19 protein-coding genes are annotated in these 23026 nt (G+C 72.3%); 6 read left to right on the forward strand and 13 right to left on the reverse strand.

All coding sequences use genetic code 11. The annotated features are described in order from the left end of the window. Positions 1-67: 67 nt before the first annotated feature. Entirely contained in the window at positions 68-1888 is a 1821-nt protein-coding gene (ggt, locus tag OG627_RS05615) for a gamma-glutamyltransferase (protein WP_329062015.1), read from the reverse strand. Positions 1889-1989: 101 nt separating this feature from the next. Between ggt and OG627_RS05620 the strand changes: the two genes are divergently transcribed. Beyond that, positions 1990-2724: a hypothetical protein gene (locus OG627_RS05620; RefSeq protein WP_329062018.1), complete on the forward strand. Its 735-nt coding sequence runs from the start codon at positions 1990-1992 to the stop codon at positions 2722-2724. A gap of 120 nt (positions 2725-2844) precedes the next feature. Here the strand turns inward: OG627_RS05620 and OG627_RS05625 are convergent, their stop codons facing one another. The 6 genes from OG627_RS05625 to OG627_RS05650 all read right to left on the reverse strand — a co-directional run bounded on the left by OG627_RS05625 (position 2845) and on the right by OG627_RS05650 (position 8025). Beyond that, positions 2845-3720 (reverse strand): amino acid ABC transporter permease, encoded by an 876-nt coding sequence (locus OG627_RS05625; RefSeq protein ID WP_329062019.1) that lies wholly within the window; start codon positions 3718-3720, stop codon positions 2845-2847. Next, a complete protein-coding gene (locus tag OG627_RS05630) occupies positions 3717-4361 on the reverse strand; it encodes an amino acid ABC transporter permease (RefSeq protein ID WP_329062022.1) in 645 nt (214 codons plus the stop codon). Before OG627_RS05630 ends, OG627_RS05625 begins: the two co-directional genes overlap by 4 nt. A 10-nt stretch (positions 4362-4371) precedes the next feature. Further along, positions 4372-5307, reverse strand: a complete 936-nt coding sequence (locus tag OG627_RS05635; RefSeq protein ID WP_329062024.1) for a glutamate ABC transporter substrate-binding protein — start codon at positions 5305-5307, stop codon at positions 4372-4374. A gap of 14 nt (positions 5308-5321) precedes the next feature. Continuing rightward, positions 5322-6065: an amino acid ABC transporter ATP-binding protein gene (locus tag OG627_RS05640; RefSeq protein ID WP_329062026.1), complete on the reverse strand. Its 744-nt coding sequence runs from the start codon at positions 6063-6065 to the stop codon at positions 5322-5324. 234 nt (positions 6066-6299) lie between these two features. Next, positions 6300-6740, reverse strand: a complete 441-nt coding sequence (locus OG627_RS05645; RefSeq protein ID WP_329062028.1) for a DUF6278 family protein — start codon at positions 6738-6740, stop codon at positions 6300-6302. Positions 6741-6756: 16 nt separating this feature from the next. After that, complete coding sequence (locus tag OG627_RS05650) at positions 6757-8025, reverse strand: cytochrome P450 family protein (protein WP_329062030.1); 1269 nt, start codon at positions 8023-8025, stop codon at positions 6757-6759. A gap of 1052 nt (positions 8026-9077) precedes the next feature. On the opposite strand from OG627_RS05650, the gene OG627_RS05655 reads away from it, so the two are divergent. Next, positions 9078-10529: a pyridoxal phosphate-dependent decarboxylase family protein gene (locus OG627_RS05655; RefSeq protein ID WP_329062032.1), complete on the forward strand. Its 1452-nt coding sequence runs from the start codon at positions 9078-9080 to the stop codon at positions 10527-10529. 38 nt (positions 10530-10567) lie between these two features. Here OG627_RS05655 and OG627_RS05660 read toward each other — a convergent pair whose 3' ends face one another. From OG627_RS05660 to OG627_RS05675, 4 genes are all read right to left on the reverse strand, one after another. Then, positions 10568-11347 carry an exodeoxyribonuclease III gene (locus tag OG627_RS05660; protein ID WP_329062034.1) on the reverse strand — a complete coding sequence of 260 codons (780 nt, stop codon included), beginning with the start codon at positions 11345-11347 and terminating at the stop codon, positions 10568-10570. A gap of 45 nt (positions 11348-11392) precedes the next feature. After that, a complete protein-coding gene (locus OG627_RS05665) occupies positions 11393-12025 on the reverse strand; it encodes an MBL fold metallo-hydrolase (protein WP_329062037.1) in 633 nt (210 codons plus the stop codon). A 64-nt stretch (positions 12026-12089) separates the two neighbouring features. Next, complete coding sequence (gene pcaDC, locus OG627_RS05670) at positions 12090-13382, reverse strand: bifunctional 3-oxoadipate enol-lactonase/4-carboxymuconolactone decarboxylase PcaDC (protein WP_329062039.1); 1293 nt, start codon at positions 13380-13382, stop codon at positions 12090-12092. 253 nt (positions 13383-13635) lie between these two features. After that, a complete protein-coding gene (locus OG627_RS05675) occupies positions 13636-14205 on the reverse strand; it encodes a TetR/AcrR family transcriptional regulator (RefSeq protein WP_329062042.1) in 570 nt (189 codons plus the stop codon). Between the two features lie 132 nt (positions 14206-14337). On the opposite strand from OG627_RS05675, the gene OG627_RS05680 reads away from it, so the two are divergent. The 4 genes from OG627_RS05680 (at position 14338) to OG627_RS05695 (ending at position 20072) form a co-directional block, all read left to right on the forward strand. Beyond that, positions 14338-15501 carry an epoxide hydrolase family protein gene (locus OG627_RS05680; RefSeq protein ID WP_329062044.1) on the forward strand — a complete coding sequence of 388 codons (1164 nt, stop codon included), beginning with the start codon at positions 14338-14340 and terminating at the stop codon, positions 15499-15501. 704 nt (positions 15502-16205) lie between these two features. Further along, a complete protein-coding gene (locus OG627_RS05685; RefSeq protein WP_329062046.1) occupies positions 16206-16517 on the forward strand; it encodes a hypothetical protein in 312 nt (103 codons plus the stop codon). 159 nt (positions 16518-16676) lie between these two features. Next, positions 16677-17201, forward strand: coding sequence for a hypothetical protein (locus OG627_RS05690; protein WP_329062048.1), 525 nt, complete (start codon positions 16677-16679; stop codon positions 17199-17201). Positions 17202-17222: 21 nt separating this feature from the next. Then, the gene (locus OG627_RS05695; protein ID WP_329062050.1) at positions 17223-20072 is read left to right on the forward strand and encodes a LuxR C-terminal-related transcriptional regulator; all 2850 of its coding nucleotides are present in this window, start codon (positions 17223-17225) and stop codon (positions 20070-20072) included. A 97-nt stretch (positions 20073-20169) separates the two neighbouring features. Here the strand turns inward: OG627_RS05695 and OG627_RS05700 are convergent, their stop codons facing one another. Together OG627_RS05700 and OG627_RS05705 are read right to left on the reverse strand one after the other, a co-directional pair. Further along, the gene (locus OG627_RS05700) at positions 20170-21408 is read right to left on the reverse strand and encodes a cytochrome P450 (protein ID WP_329062052.1); all 1239 of its coding nucleotides are present in this window, start codon (positions 21406-21408) and stop codon (positions 20170-20172) included. After that, positions 21405-22706 carry a glycosyltransferase gene (locus OG627_RS05705; RefSeq protein WP_329062055.1) on the reverse strand — a complete coding sequence of 434 codons (1302 nt, stop codon included), beginning with the start codon at positions 22704-22706 and terminating at the stop codon, positions 21405-21407. The genes OG627_RS05700 and OG627_RS05705 overlap by 4 nt, the downstream gene beginning before the upstream one ends. Positions 22707-23026 lie beyond the last annotated feature (320 nt).

The raw sequence follows: 23026 nt of genomic DNA on the forward strand, positions 1-23026 counted from the left end.
CCGACTCCCCGGGCCCCGAACCCCCGGCCCTGATCCTCCGCGCCCCCGGCCCGGTCCCCGCCCCGGGTTACCGCTTCCCGGCCGGGTGGACGACCATCGCCGAGCCGCCGCCCCTGCGTTCGCGCTCGGCGGCGGCCAGCCACCGCCCGTCGGGCAGGCGCTGCACCCCGGTCGCCGCGCCGATCTCCGGGTTCTGGGTGAAGACGTGTCCCAGCGCCTCCAGTTGCGCGCGCACCGGGCTGTTCCACAGTCCCGGCTCCAGCTCCGTCGCGGCCGCGTTGCGCTGGCTCGCGCGGGGGGCCGCGATGGCGTCGACCAGCGGCAGTCCCCGGTCGAGGTGTCCCGTCAGGGTCTGGAGCACCGTGGTGATGATGGTCGCGCCGCCCGGCGAGCCGACGGCCAGCACCGGCCGGTCGTGCCGGTCGAGCACGATCGTCGGGGAGATGGAGGAGCGCGGGCGCTTGCCCGGACCCGGCAGGTTCGGGTCGTGGACCGCCGGGTTGGCCGGGGCGAAGGAGAAGTCGGTCAGCTCGTTGTTGAGCAGGAAGCCGCGGCCGGGCACGGTGATGGCGCTGCCGCCCGTCGACTCGATGGTCAGGGTGTAGGCGACGACATTGCCCCACTTGTCGGCGGCCGTGAGGTGGGTGGTGTTCTCCCCCTCGAAGGTGGTGGGCGCGGCCGTGCCGCCCCGGTCGCACGGCGCGGGGTTCTTCGGATCGCCGGGCGCGAGGGGGCTCTTGAGGACGGCGTCGTCCTTGATCAGGCAGGCCCGGGAGTCCGCGAACCGCTGGGAGAGCAGGCCCTTGGTCGGTACGTCCTCGAAGGCCGGGTCACCGACCCAGCGGCCCCGGTCGGCGAAGGCGATCCGGCTGGCCTCGATGAAGCGGTGCAGATACCCGGCCCGGCTCGCCTTCGAAAGGTCGGTGCCCTCCAGGATGTTGAGGGCCTCGCCCACGCTCGTACCGCCCGAGGAAGAGGGCGCCATGCCGTACACGTCGAGCCCCCGGTACGAGACCTCGGTCGGCGCCTGGCGCTTCGTGCGGTACGCCGCGAGGTCCTGGGCGGTCAGGTCGCCGGGCCGGACGACCCGGTCGGCCGCCGGGTCGACGGGGGGCTTGCGGACCGTACGCACGAGGTCGCGGCCCAGCTCGCCCCGGTAGAGCGCGCCAGTGCCCTTGCGGCCCAACTCGGCGTACGTACGGGCCAGATCGGCGTTCTTGAAGACCGATCCGACGACCGGCAGCCGGCCGCCCGGCAGGAACAGCTCCGCGGTGGCGGGGAAGTCGGCGAACCGGGCCTGGTTGGACTGGGTCTGCGAGCGGAAGGTCTCGTCGACGGTGAAGCCGTTCTTCGCCAGCCGTTCGGCGGGCGCCAGCACCTGCCCCAGGGACCGGCTGCCCCAGGCGCCGAGGGCGGTGTCCCAGGTGGCGGCGGTGCCGGGGGTACCGACACCGAGGCCGCTGGTGACCGCGTCCGCGAACGGGATCGGGGCGCCGTTCTCCAGGAAGAGCGAGCTGTCGGCGGACTTCGGGGCGGTCTCGCGGCCGTCGATGGTGTGCACCGTACGGGACTTGGCGTCGTAGTAGACGAAGTAGCCGCCGCCGCCGATTCCGGCCGAGTACGGCTCGGTCACCCCGAGCGCCGCGGCGGTGGCGACGGCCGCGTCCACCGCGTTGCCGCCGCGCCTGAGCACCTCGATCCCGGCGGCCGAGGCGTCGGCGTCGACGCTCGCCACCGCGCCCCCGTACCCCGCGGCGACCGGTGTCTTGGCCGTGGGGGGCACGGCCGGGGAACCGGTGGATGCCGACGGGGGCGGCGCCGCCCCGACGGACAGCAGGGCGGCGGCCAGGGCCACCAGCGAGACATTCCGCGCAGCGGAGCGACGCATCCGTACCTCCAGTCAGGAACAGTCCGCGCAGCCTAACTTCACGGCGCCCGCCGCGTCAGGACCGTCTCGGCTTCGGCGGGCTGCCGCTAGCATGCGCGCCCATGACTGACGACATACGCAATCTCGTGCTCGGCGTGGTCGCCGCGGGCCTCAGCGCCTCGCTGGGCTGGCTCGCCCGTACCTATCTCTGGCGGCGCGGACTGCGCAGGAAACAGGCGTTCTTCGGGCTGCCCGGCCACTCCGAATGTCTGCTCGTCGTCAACCGCGAGGCGGGCGGTGACGGCGCGGTCCACCGCTACGACGTCTTCGCGCTGCTGGAGCTGTCGGCCCTGATCAAGGGGTGCGGGGCGCACGCCGAGATCGTCCAGCACGACACGGCCCGGCGGGGGTTCGGGGAGCGCACCGAGTTCTGCGTCGGCGGGCCCGGTTCAAATCGCCGCATGGGGGCCCACCTGTCCTCCCTGCTGCCCGGCATCAGGATGAACACGGAGCCCGAGCCGAAGGCGGAGCGCGGCGCCCTGCGGATCGGCACCGAGCACTACCGCGTGGAGCCGGGAGTGGCCGAATACGTGCTGCTGGCGCGGCTGACGGCCGGTGAGGAGGCGCGGCCGGTGTTCCTCTTCTGCGGACAGCGGGCGATCACCAACCAGGCGGCCTCGCGCTATCTGGCGCGCCACCACGAGAAGCTCGCGCGCAAGCACGGCGACAAGTCGTTCTGTCTGCTGCTGAAGGTCGTGAACTCGCAGGCGTACGGGCCCGATGTGGTGGAGTTGGTGGCGGACGTGACCCGGACGGCCCTCGCACCCGCCCCGGAACCCGAGCCGTCCGCCGGCTGACCCGAGGCACGAACCGACCGCCGCCCGGCCCGAGCACGGCCCGTCCGGCGCGCAGCTGACCTTCTCCCCGTCGTACGAGAAGTGATCTCCGGCTGCCGCCGGGCGGGCCACTGCCCTGTGCTACCGCGCGCCCGGCAGCAGCGTCCCCGGGGAGGCCGGGGCGTCACCCGCTCCACCGGTTCTCGGATTGCGCCGCTGACGCCTGGCCAGCCAGTGGGCGAACCAGGAGAGCAGCATGCACATCCCGATGTAGATCGGCGAAATCACCATCACCACGGGGATGAACGGCAAATCGTAGTCGAGATTCGACGCGATGAGCTTTCCGGCATGGAGGAACTCCTCATAAGTGATCAGATATCCCAGCGATGTGTCCTTGAGAGCGACCACCAGCTGGCTGATGATCGTGGGCAGCATGGCGCGGACCGCCTGCGGCACCAGCACGTACGACATGACCTGCGTCTTGCGCATGCCGAGGGCGTACGCGGCCTCCCGCTGACCGCGCTCCACCGAGTTCACTCCGGTGCGCAGCACCTCGGCGAGCACGGAGCCGTTGTAGAGCGTGAGCCCCGCCACCAGCGCGGGCAGGGCCTGCACCTTGAGCGCGACGAAGATGAAGAAGATCATCACCAGCACGGGCATGGCGCGGAAGAACTCGACCAGGACGGTGGCGGTCCAGCGCAGCGGCCGGTGCTCGGAGAGCCGGCCCGAGGCGAGGAGCGCGCCGAGCGCGAGCGAGAGCACCGCGGCGAGGGCGAACGCCTTGAGCGTGTTGCCGAGGCCGCGCAGCAGCAGGTCCTGGATCCCCCGGTACTCGAAGGGGCTCCACTTGGTGGCCGTGAACTGGTCGGTGTCGAAGAGCAGATAGAGCAGCCAGCCGACGAGCGCGGCGATCGCGGCCGTCGCCGCCACTCCGTAGAGACGATGACGGCGGCGGGTCCTGGGCCCGGGGATGTCGTAGAGGGCGGTCGGCCCGGTGGTGACGGTCGTACGGCTCATCGGGCGGTCCCCCAGCGCTTCTCCATGACCGTGAACAGCGCGCTGATCGACAGCGTGATGATCAGGTATCCGACGGCGATCCAGACGAAGGTCCAGACGATGCTGTAGCCCATCTCGTTGAGGCTCTTGTAGGTGCCGAGCAGCTCGGTGACGCTGAACGCGCCGGCGATCGCCGAGTTCTTGGCGAGAGCGATCAGGGTGGAGCCGATGGGCGGGATGACCGTACGGAACGCCTGCGGCAGCACCACCGTGCCCAGCGTCTGGCCGAAGCCCATCCCGAGACTGCGCGCCGCCTCGCCCTGGCCCGTGGGCACGGTGTTGATGCCCGAGCGCAGCACCTCGCAGATGAACGCGGAGGTGTAGCAGCCGAGCGCGAGGACCGCGAACAGCTGGAAGGGCAGGACGAGACCGAAGCGCGGCAGTCCGAGCACGACCGCGAAGAACAGCAGCGTCAGCGGGGTGTTGCGCAGCACGGTGACCCATACGGTGCCCAGCGCGCGCAGTGAGCGGACCGGCGCGACCCGGAACGAGGCCATGACGAAGCCGAGCGCCAGCGCGAGCAGCGAGGCGTAGACGGTCAGTTCGAGGGTGCCGAGGAAGCCCTTGCCGTAGAGGGAGAAGTTCTTGGTGAGTACGTCCATGGCGCCTGCCTCAGCTCGCCGGGTAGCGGTCGATGGGCGGGGGCGGGGTGGCCTTGCGCCCGGAGAGGCCGAGGGTGGCGTCGTAGGCCCTCTGCCAGTCGCCGTTGCGCTCGTGGACGGCGAGGGCGTCGTCGAGCGCGAGCCGCAGGGCGTTGTCGCCGCGCGGGACGCCGATGCCGTAGGGCTCCTTCGAGAACGGTCTGCCGACCACTTTCAGCTCCTTGGGCACCTTGGCCGCGTAGCCCTGGAGGATGGTGTCGTCGGTGGTGACGGCGTCGACCTGGTAGGTCAGCAGGTTGTCGACACAGACGGAGTACGTGTCGTAGCCGACGAGTTCGACCCGCGGATAGTCGTGCTGGATCCGCTGGTACGGGGTGGATCCGGACGCCGAGCAGACGCGTTTGCCGTCGAGGTCGCGCGGCCCGTCGATGCCGTGCTCGTCGGTCCGCACCAGCAGGGACTGGCCCGCCATGTAGTAGGGGCCCGCGAAGCCGACCAGCTTCTTGCGGTTGTCGTTGATGGTGTACGTGCCGACGTAGTAGTCGATCTGCCCGTTCTGGAGGGCGGTTTCACGGTTGGCCGAGGCGATCGTGCGGAACTGGACGGTCTTCGGGTCGAAGCCCAGCGAGGCCGACATCATCTTGGCGATCTCGATGTCGAAGCCGGAGTAGACACCGGTGGCGGGGTCCTTCTCGCCCATGTACGGCTGGTCCTCCTTGGCTCCGACGACGAGATGGCCGCGCCGCTCGGCCTTCTTCCAGACGGGCGAGTCGGGCAGCCGGAAGGACCGGTCCACCCGGTAGTGCGGCAGGGCGTCGGCCCTCGGGCCCTTCACGGGCGGGCTGCCCGCCCTGCCGCAGCCGGCGGCGGCGAGTGGCGCGAGCAGCGCCAGCAGCAGCGGGACCAGCACCGTGAGGGCTCTTCTCCCGCGTGGCAGGTGTGTCATCGGCCGCGCCCCCGTCAGTGCTTGAGGATCTTGGAGAGGAAGTCCCTGGCGCGCTCGCTCGCCGGCGCGGTGAAGAAGTCCTCCGGGGTGCGGTCCTCGACGATGCGGCCGTCGGCCATGAAGATCACGCGGTTGGCCGCGGACCGGGCGAAGCCCATCTCGTGGGTGACGACGACCATGGTCATGCCGTCGCGGGCGAGCTGCCGCATCACTTCGAGGACCTCGTTGATCATCTCGGGGTCGAGCGCCGAGGTCGGCTCGTCGAAGAGCATGACCTTCGGGTCCATCGCCAGCGCGCGGGCGATGGCCACGCGCTGCTGCTGGCCGCCGGAGAGCTGGGCGGGCAGCTTGGCGGCCTGGTCGGCGAGTCCCACCCGGTCGAGGAGTTCGAGGGAGCGCCGGTCGGCGTCCTCCTTCTTGCGCCCCCGTACCTTGATCTGCGCGAGCGAGACATTGGCCAGCACGGTCCGGTGCGCGAAGAGGTTGAACGACTGGAAGACCATGCCCACTTCGGCGCGGAGCCGGGCGAGCCCGCGGCCCTCCTCCGGCAGGGGGCGGCCGTCGATGGTGATCCGGCCCGACTCGATCGTCTCCAGGCGGTTCATGGTCCGGCAGAGGGTGGACTTCCCCGAGCCGGAGGGGCCGATGACCACGACCACCTCGCCGCGCGCGACCGTGAGATCGATGTGCTGGAGGACATGGAGCTGCCCGAAGTACTTGTTGACGTCACGGAGCTCGATCAACGGATCGACGGCCATAACCCTGCCCCACCCACTCTCGGCTGTGTCGAAGTCCGCGCAAACTATCCAGCCGGGCAAGGGACTTCACACACGACACGCGCATACGGGATATAAGCCGTATTTACTGCAAAAGAGAGGCGGGGGCCGGCCCGGGCCGGGTGCGGACCGCCGAACACCGGGCGGGGCGGGTGCGGGGCGGGGTGCCGGGGGCGGGTGCCGGGGCGGGGCGCAGGGGCGGGGCGCAGGGGCGGGTCAGACCTCGGCGGCCTCCCCGTACACCTGCGACAACTCGGGCGCTCCGGTGGCCGCCCAGTCGAGTCCGGCCTCGACCACCTGGATCTCGCGCCCCGAGAGCAGCCGCACCACCGGGTGGCCGCCGGGCCAGATCTGCCAGACCGCGCCCGGCACCGTACGGACGATCACCGTGCCCAGATACAGCCCCGCGTCGTTGCCCAGCCGGGGCAGCTCCTCCGGGTCGTCGCGCCAGCGCGGCGGCAGCTGGTCGAGCGCGTCCAACGAGGCCGGGGAGTCGTCCAGTTCGAGCCCGCTCTGCCCCGCCAGGACCCGCAGCAGCTCGCACTCGGAGAGCAGCTCGGTCACGCCCTCCTGGTCACCGCCGGCGGCGGAGGCGAGCGACGCCCCGGCGTCCTCGCCGTGCCGCTTGCGCCAGTTGTCCAAGAAAGGGATGTTCATGCCGGCCAGACTGCCATCACGTCGGCCCGGGCACCATAGGGGCTCGCGGCCCGAGGAGCACCGGCAGCTCGCTCAGCGCGTTCTGGGTCACCGCGGGTTGGTGGGGCAGCCGCTCGGCGGGGACGGCGAGCGTCAGGTCCGGATACCGCTCGTACAGCGCGCGGAGCGCCACCTGCCCCTCCAGCCGGGCCAGGGCGGCCCCCACGCAGACGTGCGGGCCGTGGCCGAAGGAGATGTGCCGGTTGGGTGAGCGGGTGATGTCGAAGTCGCCGGCCGTCCGGCCGTGCCACCGCTCGTCGCGGCCGATCGCCCCGTAGGACACGACGAGGGCCTCGCCGCGCGCGAGCACGGTGTCTCCCACGGGGACGTCCTCGGCGGCGAAGCGGATGAGGAAGTTCGAGTTCGGCGCGGAGTAGCGCATGGTCTCCTCGACGACGGCGTCCCAGCCGACGGCACCGGAGCGGACGAGGGCCAGTTGGCCGGGGTGGGTGGCGAGGTTGACGACGGCGTTCACGATCAGGCAGACCGTGGTCTCGTAGCCGGATCCGATCATCAGTTGCAGCGTGCTGACGATCTCCTCGTCGGTGAACGGGTCGTCGCTCCCCCGGGTCCCGACGAGGGTGCTGGTCAGGTCGGAGCCGGGGCGCTCCCGGCGGGCGGCCGCCAGGGAGCGCATCACCGCGGTCAGCTCGGCCTGGTTGGCGGCCACCTCGGCGGGGGCCGTCTGGGTGGAGAGGAAGGTGTCGAACAGGGCCTGGAACCCGGCCCGCTGCCGGTGGCCGACGCCCATCAGCTCACTGACGACGTTCATCGGCAGCGGCAGCGCGAAGGCCGCCTTCAGGTCGACCGGTCCTCCGTCGTCCGGCAGCGCGTCCAGGAGTTCCCGTGTCAGCTCGGTGATCCGCGCGCGCATGCCCTCCACCCGCCGGGAGTTGAGCGCCTGCGCGACGGGGCCGCGCAGCCGGCGGTGTTCGTCGCCGTCCACGGTGAACATGGACCGGCCGTGGTCGGCGATCCCGATCAGCGGCCAGTCGGCGGGGATGTCGCCGCGCCGCCAGGCGTGCCACGCGTTGATGCCCTTGACCAGGCGCGGATCGGTGAGCAGGCGCCTGGCCTCGGCCTGGTGGGTGACGGCCCACGCGGGCACCCCGCCGGGCAGCTCGACGGCGACCAGCGGACCGGCCGCGCGCAGCCGGGCGTGCTCGTCCTCGATGTCCCCGACGAGCGGATCGAGGACGAGGCGCCGGGCGGGGCAGTGCGAACCGGGGGCGGCGGGATGGGGCATGGGCGGCCTCCTGGGGCGGTGGCTGATGGTGGCGATGCGGGATGGCCCGTGGTCCGTCGACTGCGAGCGGGAGTAGGGGCGCGGGCGTGGGCGTGGGGCGTGGGCGTGGGGCGTGGGCGTGGGCGGGGTCAGTCCAGGAGCCGGCGGCGGGCCGCCCCCAGTTCGGCGAGCGTCGCGGCCCCGTCCTGGGATCCGCCGAGCAGCGAGGGCCCCGCGCCGACGAAGCGCCGGCAGACGCCCACGTGGGCCGCGTACGCCTCCTCCAGGGCCGCGCGCAGGGCTCGCCCGGCGTCGGCCCCCTCGCGCGCCCGGGGGACCGTCCCCAGACGCGCAGGTGCTCGATCAGGACGTGGTGATCGGCCGACCAGAGCCCGGAGAACCCTTTCAGTGGCTGCCGCGGCGGCTCCATGGAGGGCCGGACGAGTTCCTCGTAGTCGGTCGCGGGGAAGTCGGAGGCGATACGGAGCGCGGCGGTGGCGGCCCGCAGGCAGACGGCCGCCGCCGTGGCGCCCCGGTCGGCCGTGCCGGGTTCGGCGGCGTGGACGGCCTGCGCGAGCCCGACGGTGGTGGCCTGGATGAGGGCGAAGAAGAGACGGTGCCCGTGCAGCCAGCGGGCCGGCCCGTCGGCGGGGGCCGGTGCGGGAGCCGGGGCGGGGGCCGAGACGGAAGACGGGGCGGGAGCCGGGGGCCCGGTCAAGCCGGCGACGGCGAGCACCTCGTCGAACGCGGGTTCGTGCGCGGCTTCGGGAAGGCCGGTGCGGACTGCGGAGAGGGTCTGCCGGAGGGCCGAGGCGAGGAGCGGCGCCGGGGGGCGGGAGGAACGGGTGACGCGGAAGTAGGCGTCATAGGCGGCCTCGCGGGGGTCCGGCAACGTGTGGGTGGGCGCGTCCGGCGGGGCGCCCCCGGTGTCCCCGGCATTCCCGGCGTCGTTCGCGGCGCGCAGGCCGTCGAAGCCGGCGGGCAGCCGGTCGGGCGGGGCGAGGACGAGTAACGGGATATGACGTTCCATAGCGGAACGAAAGGTAGCCCACGATCGCTCGGAGTTCGCCATCATGTCTCTCGGTAACGAAGTTGAGCCGTTCCGCGCCGCCGTCCACGAGGCCGTCGACCACCTCGTCGACCACTGGCGGGCCCTGGCGGACGAGCGGCTGCCGGTGGAGCCGCTCCGCGCCCCCGGCGCCACCGCCGCCGCCCTGCCCGCGGAGCCGCCCGAACAGGGCGAGCCGCTCGACCGGATCCTCCAGGACACCTGGGACACCGTCGTGCCCGGCCTGGTCCACTGGCAGCACCCGGCGTTCCTCGCCTACTACCCCACCAGCAACTCACCGGCGTCGGTGCTCGCCGAGCTGGTGACCGCCGGGCTGGGGGTGCAGGGCATGATGTGGGCGACCGGACCCGCGGCCACCGAACTGGAACAGGTGGTCACCGACTGGCTCGCCCAGGCCCTCGGCCTGCCCGGACACTTCCTCCACACCTCCGGCAACGGCGGGGGTGTGATCCAGGACTCCGCCTCCTCCGCCGTGCTGGTCGCCGTCGTCGCCGCCCTGCACCGGGCCTCGCACGGACGGTGGCGCGGTCACGGCACCGAGGGCCGCTACCGGCTGTACCGCACGGACGAGGCCAACTCCTGTGTGGCCAAGGCGGCCCGCGTCGCCGGCCTCGGCGAGAGCGCCGCCGTCCCCACCCTGCCCGGCACCGCCCGGATGGACCCGGAGGCGCTGCGCGGGCGGATCGCCGCCGATCGCCGGGACGGCGCCGTCCCGGCGATCGTGGTCGCCACCGTGGGCACCACCAACACCTGCGCGGTCGACCCGCTGGCGGAGATCGGCCGGATCTGCCGCGAGGAGGGGGTGTGGCTCCATGTCGACGCCGCCTACGCGGGCTCGGCCGCCCTGTGTCCGGAGCACCGGTGGCTCAACGACGGCGTCGAGGCAGCCGACTCCTACGCCGTCAACGCGCACAAGTGGATGCGGACCGGCACCCCGTGCAATGTGATGTGGACCGCCGACCGCCGGTCACTGACCGAGGCCATGAGCGTCTCCCCGGCCTATCTGCGCAACGACGCCACCGACGCCGGACACGTGGTCGACTACCGCGACTGGCAGATCCCGCTGGGGCGGCCCATGCGCGCCCTCAAGCTCTGGTACGTCATGCGCGCCCATGGCCTGACGGGGCTGCGCGACGCCATCCGCCACGACGTGCGCATGGCCGCGCTGCTGGCCGAACTCGTCGCGGGCGAGGCCGGCTTCCATCTCGTCGCCCATCAACTCGGCCTCGTCGTCTTCCGGCTCGACACCGACCTGCGGACCCGCGAGGTCGCCGAGAGCCTGGCCGGGGACCCGGCCGTCGCCCTCACGGCGAGCGCCGTCGACGGCCGTCAGGTCCTGCGCGCGGCCCTGGGCTCGCCCCTGCTCACCGAGGCCACCGTCCACCGCGTCTGGCACACGATCCGCGGCCACGCCCGCTCCGGCGGGCCGGCCCCCGCCGCCGCCGGAGCGCGCTGAACCGGAGCGGGGGCGGAGCGGCCCCGGACGCGGTGGGGTCAGACGTCGAGATCGACCACGACCGGGGCATGGTCGGACGCGCCCTTGCCCTTGCGCTCCTCGCGGTCGACGTAGCTGTCCTTGACGGCCCCGGCGAACGGCGCGTTGCCGTACACCAGGTCGATGCGCATGCCCCGGTTCTTCGGGAAGCCCAGCTCGCGGTAGTCCCAGTAGGTGTACGGACGGTCGTACTTGAGGGGGCGCGGCACCACGTCGCTCAGCCCCTCCTCGCGCAGCGCGGCGAGCGCGGCCCGCTCGGCGGGGGTGACATGGGTGGCGCCCTCGAACCGGGACAGGTCCCAGACGTCCTCGTCCGCCGGGGCCACGTTGAAGTCGCCGAGCACGGCGAAGGGGCGCGGGCCCGCCGCGTCCTCGGTGACGGCCGCGCGCAGCGCCTCGAACCAGGCGAGCTTGTAGCCGTAGTGGTCGTGGCCCACCTCGCGGCCGTTGGGCACGTAGACCGACCAGAGGCGGACCGGGCCGCAGGTCGCCGAGACCGCCCGCGGCTCCGCCACCCCCTCGTACTCCGGGCCGCCGGGCAGGCCCTTGACGACGTCCGTCAGACCGATCCGGGAGACCAGCGCCACCCCGTTCCACCGGCCGGTGGCGTGGACCGCCGACTCGTATCCCAGCTCACGGAGCTGGTCGGCCGGGAACTGCGCCTCGGCGCACTTGGTCTCCTGGACGCACAGCACGTCCGTGCCGCTGCTCTCCAGCCAGGCCAGCAGCCGGGGCAGCCGGGCGGTGATCGAATTGACGTTCCAGGTGGCGATGCGCATGGAAGACACCCTAGCGGCGGGGTACGACAGTGCCCGGCGCGGCGATCACAGGTCGACGGATTCGCCGGAGGCGAGCCGGCCGTGCTCCGCGCCGCCGAGCGCGCCGATCTGCCGGTCGTAGGCGGGGCGGGCCAGGTCGGTGAGCAGGGCGTCGTGGATGTCGAAGGCGCGGCGCGGCTTGACCTCGCGCACGTAGTCGATCACCTCGGAGATCTTGCTCCACGGTGCCTGCACGGGCAGCATCAGCGTGTCGACCGGGTGGTCGGGGACGGTGAGCGCGTCGCCCGGGTGGAAGACCGAACCGTCCACGAGATAGCCGACATTGGTGACTCTCGGCAGGTCCGGGTGGATGACGGCGTGCAGCTCGCCGTAGACCCTGACGTCGAATCCGGCCGCGGTGAAGGCGTCGCCCTCCCCCACCGTGTGGACCCGGCCGGGGAACGCGGCGGAGACCTGTCCGGCGACGCTGCGCAGCGTCCAGAGCCGGGCGGCCGGGTTGGCTTCGAGGGCGGCCCGCAGCCGTCCCTCGTCGAAGTGGTCGGGGTGCTCGTGGGTGACGAGGAGGGCGTCGGCGCCGACGACGGCGTCCTCCTCGGTGAAGGCGCCGGGGTCGATGACGAGCGTGCGCCCGTCCTTCTCCAGCCGTACGCAGGCGTGGGTCCTCTTGGTGAGTCTCACCGCTCGCCGCCTCTCTCTCGTCGCTGCCGGGTCCCCCGGGTCGTGCCGGACACCTTCCATCCTGCTACGCCTCGGGCGTCGTCTCCTCCCGGATGACGTCCCCGGCCACCCGGAACGCCGTGTTCGCCGCCGGAACGCCGCAGTAGACGGCGGTCTGGATCAGTACTTCCTTGATCTCGGCCGGGGTCAGCCCGTTGCGCAGCGCGGCCCTGGTGTGGAAGGCCAGCTCCTCCAGGTGGCCGCCGGCGATCAGCGCGGTCAGCGTCACCGCGCTGCGGGTACGGCGGTCCAGGCCCTCCCTGGTCCACACCTCGCCCCAGGCGTAGCGGGTGATCAGCTCCTGGAAGTCGCCGGAGAAGCCGTCGGCCACCGCCGTGGCCCGGTCCACGTGGGCGTTGCCGAGGACCTCCCTGCGGACCCGCATCCCCGCCTCGTACGGATCGGCGCGGCCGTTGGAGACGGCGCGGGGCTGTTCGGCGGGGGCGATCTCGGCGACCGGTCCGGCGGGCGCCGAGACGGAGGGCTGCGCCATCCGGTCGGGCAGCACCGTCAGGCCGGTGGCCGTGTCGGAGGGGTTGAACCAGGCGGTGGAGAAATGGCGGACGAACAGGTCCGTGACGGCCGCGGGCTGCTCCACGGGCGCCAGGTGGGAGGCTCCGGGCACCAGCGCCAGCCGCGCGTCGGGGATCCCGGCGACCAGGGTCCGCGCCTCGGCCGGTCCGGTGACCTGGTCCTCGGCGCCGACCAGCACCAGGGTCGGTACGGCGATACGGCCCAGCTCCGCCCGGATGTCGAAGGCGGCGAGCGCCTCGCAGGCGGCGATGTAGCAGCCGGGGTCGGTCGTGCGGACCATCTGGACGGCCCACTCGACGATGGCCGGCTGGGCGGCGGCGAACCCGGGGGTGAACCAGCGCTCGGGCGCGGTGCGGGCCACCGGGTCGAGCCCGTTGGCCCGTACGATCACCCCGCGCTGCCGGAACTCGTCGGCGGTGCCGAAGCGGGGCGAGGCGGCCACCAGCGCGAGCGAGGCGATCCGGTCGGGGCGGCGCAGCGCCAGCTCGGCGCCGATGGCCCCGGCGATGGAGCAGCCCACGTATCCGAAGCGCTGCACGCCGAGCCCGTCGAGGGTGGCGAGCAGCCGTTCGGCCAGTTCGGGGACGCTGGTGGCGGGATGCGCGGGAGCGCCGCCGTGACCGGGCAGATCGAAGCGGAGCACCCGCCACTGGCGGGCCAGCTCGGGCACTTGGCGGTCCCACATGTGCCATGTGGTACCAAGTGAGGGACCCAGCACGAGGACCGGGGCGTCTTCTGGCCCGTCAAAGCGGTATTGCAGGGTCTTGGGTGGTGTCTCGCTCATCCGCCTCACGCTCTCATATCTCACAATCTCTCACGACAGCGCGGTATGTCGTCTCCGGACCCATGCGGCCCGCCCCGCACTGTGGCAGCTCCACGAAGGTCCTCCACGCCCGGTTCGACGTACCACCTCTTCTTGGTGGTCAGGACGTTCGTATGTCCCGCCCACCGGGCCAACAGGTGGTCCGGAACGCCCATGTTGGCGAGATATGTGAGGCAGGACGCCCGAGCGTCGTACAGGCGCACCTGACGGCGGGTCAGGACCGGTCGCCCACGAGAGCGATCGCGCGCGTCTCGGGAACTCCCAGCATCAGCAGGCTCGTGATCGTCGCCGCTCGGGCGCCGACGGTCCCGTTCGACAGGTCGCTGTCCGCGATGGCGAACACGACGCCGTAGGCGACCTGGCTCAGAATGCCCGCCGGCAGGTGCTGTGCGAACACGTCGCCGTCCTGGCCCCGTTTCACGAGGTCGGCGAGGAGCTCATCGACCGGCCCGAGCAGGCCGTGGATCGCCTCGCCGTACTCGCCGCGGCGCAGCGCCAACAGCACGCGGTAGCGGTGCGCCACCGGCCAGACGCGGGCGATGAATTCGACCCACGTCGCGTCGGCTTCCACGTCGGAGGCGTTGACTTCGGCGAGGACGGCCGTCATCTCGGCGACGGCCCGCGCCGTGAGTGTCCGAACCAGGTCGAGGCGCGAGGGGAAATGGCCGTAGACCGTGCGACGGACGACGCCGGCAGCGGAGGCGATGTCGCCCATTCCGGCGTCGGGGTTCTCTCCCAGCACATCGAGGGCGACGTCGAGGATGCGATCGCGCGTCTCGTTCATGGAGCGCACACGGGAGGACTCGGTAGGCACGACAGCAGTGTTGCACACTGGCGTGCAACGAAATACACTGCACACCAGTGTGCAATGAAGGGTTGTGCTGTGCCTCGAAGCCCAGGAGAAGAGAAGAAGACGATGACCGCACCGACGCCGCCACCCTCGACCCTCGTCCGCCCGTTCACCATCTCGATCTCGGATGCGGAGATCGATGACGTGAAGCAGCGACTGGCCAGAACTCGATGGCCGGACCCGGAGACGGTGGGCGACTGGTCGCAAGGGGTTCGCGTGGAGAACGCCAGGGCTCTGGTCGACTACTGGGAGCGCGGCTACGACTGGCGGCGCTTCGAGTCCGAGCTCAATCACTTCCCTCAATTCCTGACGGAGATCGATGGGCTGGACATCCACTTCATCCACGTCAGGTCCAAGAATCCCGACGCGATGCCGCTGATCCTGACGCACGGATGGCCCGGCTCGATCGTCGAGTTCCTGAAGCTGATCGGCCCGCTGACCGATCCGGTTTCGTTCGGAGGAGACGCCGCCGATTCGTTCGACGTCGTCGTCCCGTCGCTCCCCGGGTTCGGGTTCTCCCAGAAGCCCACGGAGACCGGGTGGACGGTGTCGCGCATCGCAAGCGCGTGGGTGGAGCTCATGAAGCGTCTCGGCTACACGAGATGGGCCGCGCAAGGCGGCGACTGGGGTGCCGTCGTCACCACCGCCCTCGGGGCCATGCGACCCGAGGGGCTTCTCGGAATTCATCTGAACACCCAGTTCGCCTTTCCCGCACAGATACCCGACACCTTGTCGCCCGAACAGCGCTACGCCGTGGAGACCCTCGCCCTCTACACCGGCGATCTCGGTGGCTCGAACCACCTTCAGAGCACGAAGCCGGAGACTGTCGGATTCGCCCTGGCGGACTCTCCCGCTGGTCAGGCAGCCTGGATCTACGAGAAGTTCCAGTCCAAGACCGACAACCACGGGCTCGCCGAGGACGCCCTCAGCGCGGACGACATGCTCGACGCGATATCCCTCTACTGGTTCACCAACAGCGCGGCGTCGTCCGGCCGCGTCTACTGGGAGAACAGATCGGCCACTCCCGCCGGCCCGCGGCTGACGCTTCCGGTCGCGGTGACCGTCTTCCCCAAGGACATCCCACGCCTGCCACGGAGCTGGATCGAAGACACCTACAGCAATCTGATCCACTACGGCGAGGCCGACAAGGGCGGGCACTTCGCGGCCTTGGAACAGCCCGAGATCCTGGTCGGCGAAATCCGTACCGGCCTGCGCACCCTTCGTTCCTGACGTGGCGCCACCCGCGACTCACACACTCGGTCGTCACCACGGGCCTGCTCAACCGGCCGAAGGCGTTCAGGAAGCCACGGTACGCCGGCACGCCGCGCAGTGCGGCTCGCACCGGCGCGCCGGCGAGCTCCACGGGCGTCACCCCGTGCCACCGTGGACACGCGGCGCGCACTGCGCGACTCGCCGCCCCCGTTCCCTGGGGCCGGTCGCCCGCCGCGCGGCGCGAATCGGACAACGGGACCGCGGCGTTCCGAGCGTGGCGAGATGCCCGTCGCGGACCCGAGGCGCTCGCGGAACCGGGCGCAGTGACCGCGCGGCGCACCGCTTCAGTCCGGGTGTACCGAAGTCGGTGTCCGCCGTGCGTTCTTCGTCGAGCCGGGCATCAAGCACCCCTGGTCGTCGTCTCGCTCGCCCGCTCACGCTCCCATATCTCGCAGTTCCTCGGGGAGTGGGTCGGGGACACGCGCCGGACCTCCTCATGTGTCCGCCGCCGGACGAAGATCCTCCACATCCGGCTTTCCATACCGGCACTCCGGGGGCGTATGGAGGTGCGGGCCGCGACAGTTGTGCTGCTAGCGCCGTGGAGTGACCTGTTGTGCGGGGTGGTTTCCGGGTGGCGGCCGTGCCAGCCTGGAATCCATTACTCCATGGAGTCGGACGAACTCGGGGAGTAGCAAGAAGTGCGGACCGAAAGGAACTTCCTCATGAAGCGCGTTGCTCTGTGCGCGGCCGTAGCAGGCACGGCCGCCATGCTCGCCCTGGGGACCACCACCAGCGCGTACGCGGCGGCCGGCACGTTCGTCTACACGCAGCCCAACGACCAGCTCGCCACCCTGGAAAACCCGGTGACCGGCAAGTGCTACAACGTCACCGGCATCAAGAACACGCTGAACAAGACCGACGCCTACGCGCTGTTGTACGCCGAGCGGAGCTGCGCCGGCACCCATGCCGTGGAGCTCGATCCGCACGCGCAGCACTACGAGGCGGAGTTCAGGAGCGTCAAGTTCATCGGCTGATCCCTCCCATCTGCTGACGCCCTCCGCCGGTTGCCCCTTCCATCGGCTGCCCCCTTCCCGCAGCCGGCCGGCCGGCCCACCGCGCGGTGGGCCGGCCCCGCCCCCCGTGGCCGGGCTCCGCCGCGCGGCCGTACGGCCCGCCGAAAGGACCATCCGCACATGCCGACCTCTCGCGCAGCGCTGTCCGTCACCGCCCTCACCCTGTTCCTGACATCGCCCGGCAGCACCGCCACCGCGGCGAGCGGGATCTTCACCTACACCCCGCCCCCTGAATCGCACATCGTCACCGACCCGGCGTACGGCTGCCGCACCTCCCCGGGCGGCATCGGCGTCGACAACCTGACCAACCAGGAGGTCCAGCTCTTCCCCAGCCCGAACTGCTCCGGGATTCCCGTCAAGGTCGCCCCGGACACGGGGAAGGACGACATCCCCTTCGGCAGCGTGCTGGTCGTCCGGCAGGCCAGCGGCACGCTCGTCTACGCCACGCGCTCGGCCCCGGAGACGCTCACGGACCCTTCCTCCGGCCGCTGCGAGTCCGTCACCGGTGACGGACTCGTCCTCAACAGGACCAACGCCACCGCACTCCTCTACAGCCTGACGGGCTGTCCCGGCACTCCCACCCACGCCGTCGACCCGCACGGCCACACCAGCGCCGTCTTCAGAAGCGTCAAGTTCGTGGACTAGACCTCGCGACAGGGAGCCGTCATGGGTCCTCACGCACGGCCGTTGCCGCAGATGCGCGGGCGGGACCAACAGCTGGCACAGATCAGCGCGAACCTGCGCGGCGTGACGAACGCCCGGCGGAGCAAGGTCCTCCTGGTGGAGGCGCCACCCGGCGCGGGCAAGACCCGCCTGCTCACCGAGGCCGTCACCATCGCGGAGAGGAACGGCTTCGCGGTCGTCAACGGCGTCTCGGCCGGCCCCGACACCGCCCGCGGCAGGACGGCTCCGGTTCCCACCGGTACCCACCCGCACACCCCGGGCGCCGGCGAGGACAGACTCCACCACCCGAGCGCGGCGTCCGCGATCGAGGCGGCGCGGGCCTGGCTGCGCGACGACACCGAACACCTCCGGGCCCTCGTCGCGCTCGACGATCTACAACTGGCGAACCCTCCCGCCCTGACGGCCCTGTGCGACCTCGTCGCGGCCCTCGGCGGCCGCCCGGTCCTCTGGCTGCTCGCCTTCACCCCGGACCTGGACGCCGCGCCGTACGAGCCGGTGAAGACCTGTCTCGACAAGCTCCGGGGCAGAGTCCCGGTGGAACCGGTGCGGGAGCTGGGGCCGCTGCCGGGCGACGCGTTGACGCAACTGGTCGCCGACTGCACCGGAGCCGTCCCCGCCCCCGCGCTCCTCGCCCTGGCGGACGGCGTCAACGGCACGCCGCGTGCGGTGATCGAGCTGGTGCGCGGGCTCGCGGAGGACGGCGACCTGTGCGTGGTCGACGGCACCTCGCGGTTGCGGCCCGGCGCGCTCGGCGACGCGCCCGCCGGGGTCGGCCGCGGCATGCCCGCGCCGGTACCGGCGCGCTTCTCCTCGCTGATCCGGAGGGATCTCCGGTCGCTCTCCGAGCCCACCATGAAGGCGCTGCGGCTGGCGGCGGTGCTCGGTTCGCCGTTCGCACCGGAGGATCTGTCTGCCATGCTCGGCGAGGCACCGGTCGGCCTGCTGGCGGCGGTGGACGAGGCGGTCGGCCGGAGGCTGCTGGTCTGCGGCGAGCACGACCTCGCGTTCCGCAGCGAGCCGGTCTGGCGCGTGCTGCTCGACTCCGTACCGCCACCGTTACGGGCGCTGCTGCGCCGGCAGGCGGCGGAGATGCTGCTGGCGCGTCCCGGCGGCATCGAACGCGCCGCGCTCCAGCTGGTGCACATCGCCCAGCCCGGCAACCGGGAGGCGCTGCGCGTCATCGCCGAAGGAGCCCAACGGCTGCTGGCCGCCGATCCGTCGACCGCGGCGTGGCTGGCGACCCGCGGTATGGAGCTGCTGGCCCCCGGGCGGGCCGAGCGCGTGCGGCTGGCGAAGACCGCGGTCGAGGCGTTCACCCGGGCGGGCGACCTGGACCGGGCCATGACCCTCGCCAAGGACACGATCGACGAGGCCAGCAGGCTCCCTGCCCCGTTGCCGGCGGCGCTCACCGGAGACATCGGCGCGCTGCGGGCGTCGATGTCGGCCGCGCTGCTGCTGCTGGGGAACACGCGGATGGCGCACCGGACCGCGCGCGACGCGCTCGCGGCGCGTGAGGACGGGTTCCAGCACCCGGAAGCCGTGATCACCCATCTCGCCGCCTCCTACCTGACCGGCGACAGCACCGCGGACGAACGGGCCCGGAAGATCGTCGGCGCACCCGACCTGCACTCCCGGGCCGTGCGCGTCGGCGCGCTGACCTTCCACGCGTGCGGCCAGTGGCGCGAGGGCCGGGTGGGCGACGCGGTGGGGACCCTGCGCGGAGCCGTCACGCTCGACCGGGAGGGCGAGGACACCCAGCTCCTCGATCCGCGCTGGTTCCTCGCCCTCGCGCTCACCAGGACCGACGAGTACGAGGAGGCGGCGACGGTCATCCGGTGCTCCGCCCGCGCGGCCGCCTCGGAGACGAGGACGCTGGCCACCGCCGTACCGGCCCTGCTCCTGGCACCGCTCCATCTCGCCCAGGGCCGCCTGGACGAGGCCGAGGAGGCGGTACGGGGCGGTGTGGGCGCGGACGGCCCGTACCTGCCGATGCTCGCGCCGCAGGCGTGGCTGGTGCTGGCCCAGGTCGCGCTGCGCCGGGGGGCGCTCGCCCAGGCCGAGGAGCACATCAGGACCCTGGAGAAGGACTTCCCGCAGGATGTCTCCAGCCCCTGGTGGGCCGCGCGCCGGCTGCTGAACGCCCAGTTGGCCGAGGCCCAGGCGGGCCCCCGGGCGGCGACGGAGACACTGGCGGAGATCGGGGCGAACGCCGGCGCGCTCCGCGAACTCGTCCTGGAGGATCCGGCCACCGCGGCCTGGTGTGTCCGCTGCGCGCTCGCGGCCGACATGCCGGACGTGGTCCGGGCGGTGATCGACACGACGGAGTACCTCCGCGCGCGCAACCGGCGCGTGCCCGCGGTGCTCGCCGCGGCCACGCACGCCCGCGCGCTCGCCGAAGGAGACGTGGAGGCCCTGGTCCAGGCGGGCCGGCTGCACCGGAGCCCGTGGGCGCGGGCCGCCGCGGCCGAGGACCATGCCGGGCTCCTGCTCGGCCGCGGCGACCACGAGACCGCGATCGGCGAGCTGGACCGCGCGATGAACGCCTACGGCGCGCTCGGCGGCGAGCGGGACGCCGCACGCGTGCGGGCCCGGCTGCGCCGGCTCGGCGTGCGGCGCAGGCACTGGACGCGGGCGAAGCGCCCGGACTCCGGCTGGGAGAGCCTCACCAAGACGGAACGCAAGGTGGCCGAACTGGTGGCGGGCGGGCTCACCAACCAGCAGGCCGCGCGCCATCTGTTCATCTCCCCGCACACGGTCGGGTTCCATCTGCGGCAGATCTACCGCAAGCTCGGGATCCGGTCCCGGGTGGCCCTGAGCCGGTTCACCGCCTGATGGGGACCCCGGGGAGAAGCCGTCCCTCCCCGCTTCTCCCCCGCCGCCCGCCGCCCGCCGCCCGCCGCCCGCCGGATGAGCATCCCGCCCGCCGTCCTCAGAACAGCGTGGCGGGCAGGACGCTCATCCGGCGGATCATCCACTCCGACTCCCACTCCACGGCGCTGCCGGTGCTCAGCCGCGCCCGCGGGAACCGGCGCAGGAATCCGCGTACCGCGATCTGCGCCTCCAGTCGGACCAGCGAGGCGCCGATGCAGTAGTGCATGCCCAGGCCGAAGGTGAGATGCCCCTGTCCCTGCCGCTCCGCGGCGAAGCTGTCGGCCTCCTCGCCCGGCTCCCGGTTCGCCGCCGCGATGCTGACCTGCACCGGGGTGCCCTTGGGGATCAGATAGCCGCCGAGATCGATGTCCGCGGTGGCGAAGCGCCAGGTCGGGTGCGGGAAGGGCGGGTGCACCCGGAGGGTCTCCTCGACCCATGCCCTGATCTCGTCGTCGGTCTCCGGCCGCTCCCGCGCGGGCCGCCGCAGCGCCTCGTACAGCGACGCGGAGATCAGGCTCCCGGTCGTCTCGTAGCCAGTGATGATCATCCCCAGTGTCCAGACGATGACCTCGCCCTCGGTGACCGCCGCGTCCGGCCCGTCGGAGGAGGCCAGCAGCCCCGTGATCACGCCGTCGCGCAGCGGGGCCGGGTCACGCACCCAGCCTTCGACCGCCCCGTACAGCGCGCCGACCGCCGCCGTGCGTGCCGGGTAGTCGGAGGAGTAGAGCATGACGTCGGTGATGCCGCGCAGTTGCCGCTCGGCCTCGGGGGGCAGGCCGAGCATCTCGGAGATGAACGCCAGCGGAATCCGGTGCGTGTAGTCCGTCACCACGTTGACCTCGGCGGACGCTCCGGAACGTGACTGCTCCAGCTCGTCCAGGAATCCGTCGACCTTGACGCTGACCCGCGCGCCCCATCGCTCGGTGTTGCGCGGGCTCAGCACCGGCGCGTGCAGCCGCCGGATCCGCGCGTGGTGCTCGCCGTCGCTCATGATCATGGCGCGGGCGTACTCCGGGTCCGGCTGCGATCCCACCATCAGACCCGGCCTGCGCATCCAGTCGGGGACCAGGGACACGTCCTTGTCCAACTGCGGGTGCGTGAGCGCGATCCGCACCAGCTCCGGGTCGCACACGACCCAGGCGTGGTGGTCGAGGTAGGGAATCCGGACGACCGGCGCCACCCGCGCGGCCGCCAGCAGATCCGGCATGCAGTCGAAGGGCCCCGGGTCCGTCGGCATGGTCGTCTCGGGGGGTTCCGCCAGGCCGGTCTCTGCTGTGACGTTCGTCGTGGTGTTCACCGTGTGGCTCCTCCGGTGGGAATCTGGCCCTGGAAATCGGCCATGGACTCGATCAGTTCGGCGGCCCGTCGCGGGGCGTCGCGGCTCCGGTGCTCCTCGGCCAGGGCGCGTGCGCGCCGCCGGTAGCGTTCGTCGTTCAGTACGGTGGCCACCGCGTCGCGCAGGCCGGCTTCCGATACGGCCCGCCGGCGGAGGACCACACCGGCCCCGGCCCACTTGACGCGCGCCGCCACGTCGGGGTTCTCCTCCGAGCGCGGCGCGACGACCAGGGGCACCCCCTGGGCCAGGGCCGCGTTGACGCCGTTGTAGCCCCCGTTGGTCACCATCACGTCCACGTGCGGCAGCAGATGGTGGTACGGGATGAACCGCTCCAGCCGGACGTTGTCCGGCAGCGGCCGCAGCCGGTCGACGTCCAGGCCGCTCCCGGTGGTGACCACGACGAGGACGTCCCGGCCGGCCAGTGCCCGGACGGTGGGCACGAGCAGCCACTCGACGTCGTTGGCGGTGGTGCCCTGGGTGATCAGCACGACCGGCCGGCCGCCGCGCAACTCCGCCCACCAGCCGGGCGGGTCGAAGTCGTCGGGGGGAAGTCCGAGAAGTCCGCCCACGAAGTGGGTGCCCGGGAGCAGGTCGCTGCGCGGAAACTCGAACGAGGGCACCGTGCCGACCAGGTAGAGGGCCGGTGGGCGCGCGATGTTCTCCATGGCGCCTGTCCTCAGCCTCGGCAGCCCGACCAGCGCCCGGGTCCGGTCGGCCTCCCGGCGCAGGTCCCGCATCACCACCCGGTCCCCGGCGAATCTCAGCAGCGCGTTGCGTATCCGGCCGAGCGGCGACGAGCTGGGCCCGAGCCCCCGTCCGAGCGGGGCGGTGTCCCTGCTGCCCAGGATGTAGACCGAGTTGCTGAGCCAGGCCAGCGGGATCCCGGTGCGCTCGGCGGCGAAGCACGCGCCGTAGCACATGTCGTCGGCGACGACGCAGTCCGCCGGGAACCGTTCCAGCACCGCCAGCAGGTCGTCCATCTGGCGCGGCGCGGTCCGGTAGAAGATGTCCCGGACACCGATCGTGAAACTGGCGATCCCGGTCAGCCCGGCGTGGCCGGGGAATGCCTCCTCCCTGCTCTTGCCGCCGAAGTCGAGCCCGGCGCTCATCGGCTCGAAGCACGCCCCGGCCTGTTCCACCTGCTTGCGGAAGGCCCGGCCCGTGTACCAGCGCACCTCGTGCCCGCGCCGGGCCAGTTCGCGGGCGACTTCGAGCATGCTGACGATGTGTCCCGGTGCCGGTGTGGTAGCGATCAGCACGCGCGTCAACGTCGCCTCCCTCGGGTTCTCGTGTCACCGTTCCCGCCGGTCGGCCCCGGCGGTCATGGAGCGCTCGGGAGCGCTCACGGACCTGGCCGCGTCAGCACCTCTCGTTCGCCGTTCGGCCACGCACGCCAGCATCGCCCCGCTGCGGGCCCCGGGCGGGGGTGCGGTGAAAACCCCACGCGTTCGCGCGGGATGGCGCCGCCATGACACCCCGGCCGCGCCGGCGGATCGCCGACCGAACCGTCCGTGCCCGGGTCCGCCGGGGGATACGGGCGCGCCGTCACCGCGCGGAGAATTACGGACAGCACTCCCCG

Source organism: Streptomyces sp. NBC_01429 (assembly GCF_036231945.1).
Taxonomy (GTDB): domain Bacteria; phylum Actinomycetota; class Actinomycetes; order Streptomycetales; family Streptomycetaceae; genus Streptomyces.